This window comes from Thomasclavelia sp. (assembly GCF_017889095.1).
In the GTDB taxonomy this organism is placed as follows: Bacteria; Bacillota_I; Bacilli_A; order Erysipelotrichales; family Coprobacillaceae; genus Thomasclavelia.
In genome coordinates this window covers 1-3119 of the sequence record NZ_JAGHEW010000239.1, presented here as the reverse complement: position 1 = coordinate 3119, position 3119 = coordinate 1, and the positions used below count along the sequence as shown (strand labels likewise).

Annotated in this window: 4 protein-coding genes; all 4 read right to left on the bottom strand. The window is 29.5% G+C overall.

Annotated elements, in window-relative coordinates; genetic code table 11:
- Nucleotides 1-188, bottom strand: a 188-nt coding sequence (locus J7M77_RS10405) for a GNAT family N-acetyltransferase (protein WP_296878259.1), incomplete at its 3' end; no start/stop codon positions are given.
- Nucleotides 188-1045 (bottom strand): aminoglycoside phosphotransferase family protein, encoded by an 858-nt coding sequence (locus J7M77_RS10400; protein ID WP_296878257.1) that lies wholly within the window; start codon nt 1043-1045, stop codon nt 188-190. The genes J7M77_RS10405 and J7M77_RS10400, both read right to left, overlap by 1 nt.
- 15 nt (nt 1046-1060) lie before the next feature.
- Entirely contained in the window at nt 1061-1846 is a 786-nt protein-coding gene (locus J7M77_RS10395; RefSeq protein WP_296878255.1) for an HAD-IIB family hydrolase, read from the bottom strand.
- Nucleotides 1847-1848: 2 nt separating this feature from the next.
- Entirely contained in the window at nt 1849-2841 is a 993-nt protein-coding gene (locus tag J7M77_RS10390; protein ID WP_296878253.1) for an ROK family protein, read from the bottom strand.
- Nucleotides 2842-3119: the final 278 nt, after the last annotated feature.

Below are 3119 nucleotides of genomic sequence, written 5' to 3'. Positions count from 1 at the left end.
TCTTGATCATAAACACTTTGGTATCTTTCATTAAAAAAATCTTTAGCTTCTTCAAGTGATTTTAAGGGAAACCATGGTAAAAAAGTATTAACTTTTTCATCTTGGTAAATTCGATAAAAAGCTTCAATATCGTTTAGATTAAATTTTCTTAAAATTAACCGATTGGTTATTATAGTTGGTGTATTCATTATTTCATCTCCTCTTCTTTTAAAATTTCATTAATTGTATCTTTAGCATTTTTGGCTATTTCTTCATTGACATCATCATAAGTAATCAAAGCTTTCCATAAAGCCCAGCCACGAGCTCGCATAATCATTCCCTGATCTAATCCCGCTAAAAAATAGGGACGACTTTGACGATCAAAATAAGTCCAGGCCATGGCATAATCACAAGCAGGATCACCAACTGCCATTATTCCAAAATCAATTACACCACAAAGATGACCATTTTTAATCAATAAGTTTCCAGGTGCAATATCGCCATGAAGCCAAACAGGTTCTTGTTCATATTCGGCATCAATTGCCTGTTGCCAAAGATTTTTCAATTTAGTAACTGGTAAATCTTTTTGTTGTTTCAACGTAGCTTCTACCTGGTCATGATAAACAATCGGATTAGCCCCACGAAAAAAATTATGTTTTTCAGCAAGTGGCGCATCTTTAATATCAATTTGTTGTAATTGTTTCAAAAAAGCTGCTAACTCTTTAGCTAAAGTCACCTTATCTACGCTAGTCTGATTTAAGGGAATTCCTTCAATATATTGATTAATTGACCAAGGATAAGGATAATTGTTATTTGGTTTACCGATGGCAATTGGTTTAGAAATTGGCAGTGTTAAATGTTTAGCTAAAAAAGGTAGCCATTTTGCTTCTTTTTCTATCTGACTAACATATCTTTTCGCACTTGGTAATCTTACGGTCATTTTAGTTCCTAAATGAAAAGTGCGATTATCATTGCCACTATGACTAACGGGTGTAATTTCTAAATCATGCCAGTTATAAAACTGTTCTGTAATTAACTGATAAACTAATTCACTTGTAATCTCCATTTTCCCTCCACTATTTTAATCTATAATTTTTAATTGTTTTAAAGCATACGTAACACCATCATTTTTAGCATCCTTGGAAACAAAACTAACTTTATCAATTAAATGTTTGGCATCATCACCAATTAAAACACTATGACAGGTAGCTAATAACATTTCTTCATCATTATTACTATCCCCAAAAGCATAACTGTTTTCGTAAGCGATATTAAAATCGTTTAATAACTTTTTAATTGCTTTTCCTTTAGAATAGCCTTTTAACACTACTTCAGTTTCATCTTGATTACGAATAATAAAATCAAAATATTTGCTCATTTCTTTTTCAAAGTTAATTCGTACTTGATCATTAGGATAATGAATTGACATCTTAACAAAATGAAAACTAGGATCACTAGTTGGTAAAAACTTCATGCCTCTTTTTTCAATACTTTCGATTTGCTTTTTCATGTAACTAGATATGATTTGATTACAAAATAATCCTTGATGGCCTTCAAAATAAGCATCAATATGATATTTTTCTAAACAATCTAAAACTTCCTGCTTTTTTTCATCAGGAAGCTTTGCTTCCAGTAAAACTTTATCTTGATAGTTAATATAAGTTCCACAGCCACAAATAAAACCATCAAATGGTAAAGTATATACTAACTTACCCAAAGCATGATAACTTCTGCCCGTATTTAAAAATAATAAATAGCCTTTTTCTTTTAATTGTTTAAAGGTTTGATATGTTTGTTTAGTGATCTCATCACTTTCTTCGATTCTTAAAGTCCCATCAAAATCAAAGAAAAATATTTTATTCTCCAAATCTATTTCCCCCTTTGATAATCAGTATATAAATCAAATAATTTTAAGATTCCTAAATAATGTAACCCGTTTAAACCATCAATTAACGGCTGAGTGGAAATATCGATATTAATTTGATATTTTAAACTTAAACATTTGTGCATCTTATTAATAATATTTTCAATTGATATATGATCAATATTTTTACCCGCTAAAATAATTCGTTGTGGATCAATCGTCACTGCAATAGTAACAAGTAGCTTTGCATAGATATCTTCCAATTCATCTTCTCCTGGTTTACTGGCAATAACTTCATTGATCGTTTGTTTTCCATGTGGTAACAATCCTAATTCTCCAGAAAATGACTGATTTCCTTTTAAAATCTTTCCCTGGAGATAATAAGCACTCCCAACACCAGTTTCACTCATATACAAATACGCTAATTGATCATATTCTTGATTAGCCTGAATTCCCATCATCATCGACTTGACATCGTTTTCAATAATGATCGGGATTTTTGTTTGCTTTTTAAGATTCACTGCAATTTCATGTTTAGTCATATAATCACCCTGATCGGTATAAAAACAATCGTCCTGAATAACCCCACTGGAAGCAATACTTATACAATTTACTTGACATTCGTTTATAATTTGAATAATTATGTTTTCTAATTCTGCATTTAGCTTACAAACAAGATGCTTTGAAAAGATTTCTTGATTAAAAATATCTTTAAGCATTATTTCTACCGTACCCTCATCAATAAATACTGATAATATTTGAAAATACTCTTTTGAAAAAGTATACCGAGCCGGACATCTGCCCCCACTTGACTGGTCAATATTTTTTAAGACTAAGATTTTTTTAGTTTCTAAATCTTTTAAAATACTGCGTACTGATGATTGCGAAAATTGAGTTGTTTTTACTAATTCAGCCATTGTAGCATCTTTAACCTGATATAATTTTTTTAATAAAACCAAACTATTTAATTTTTTAATATCTTCTGATTTATAGACCATTTTTATCACCGCCAAACTTTTATTTACCCTAAACATAAGTATAGAAAATAAAATAGCTTGTGTCAAGTTTTTATTTACATCATAAAAAAAGTATAATCTTCAAACAATATAGAAAACTATACTTTTAACTTATTATTTTTACCAAATAGCCTCTACTTCTTCCTGCCAATATTTTTGACTTTTTTCATAAAATATATCAGTGTTTCTTAATTTTTGATAACCATTTACATTCAATACTATAACAAAATCAGTTAATTTATTATCCACATATTTTAAGC

Bases quoted from the DNA above. Each gene is read 5' to 3' on its own strand.
- J7M77_RS10390 (WP_296878253.1), bottom strand. From the start codon at position 2,841: ATGGTCTATAAATCAGAAGATATTAAAAAATTAAATAGTTTGGTTTTA.
- J7M77_RS10400 (WP_296878257.1), bottom strand. From the start codon at position 1,045: ATGGAGATTACAAGTGAATTAGTTTATCAGTTAATTACAGAACAGTTT.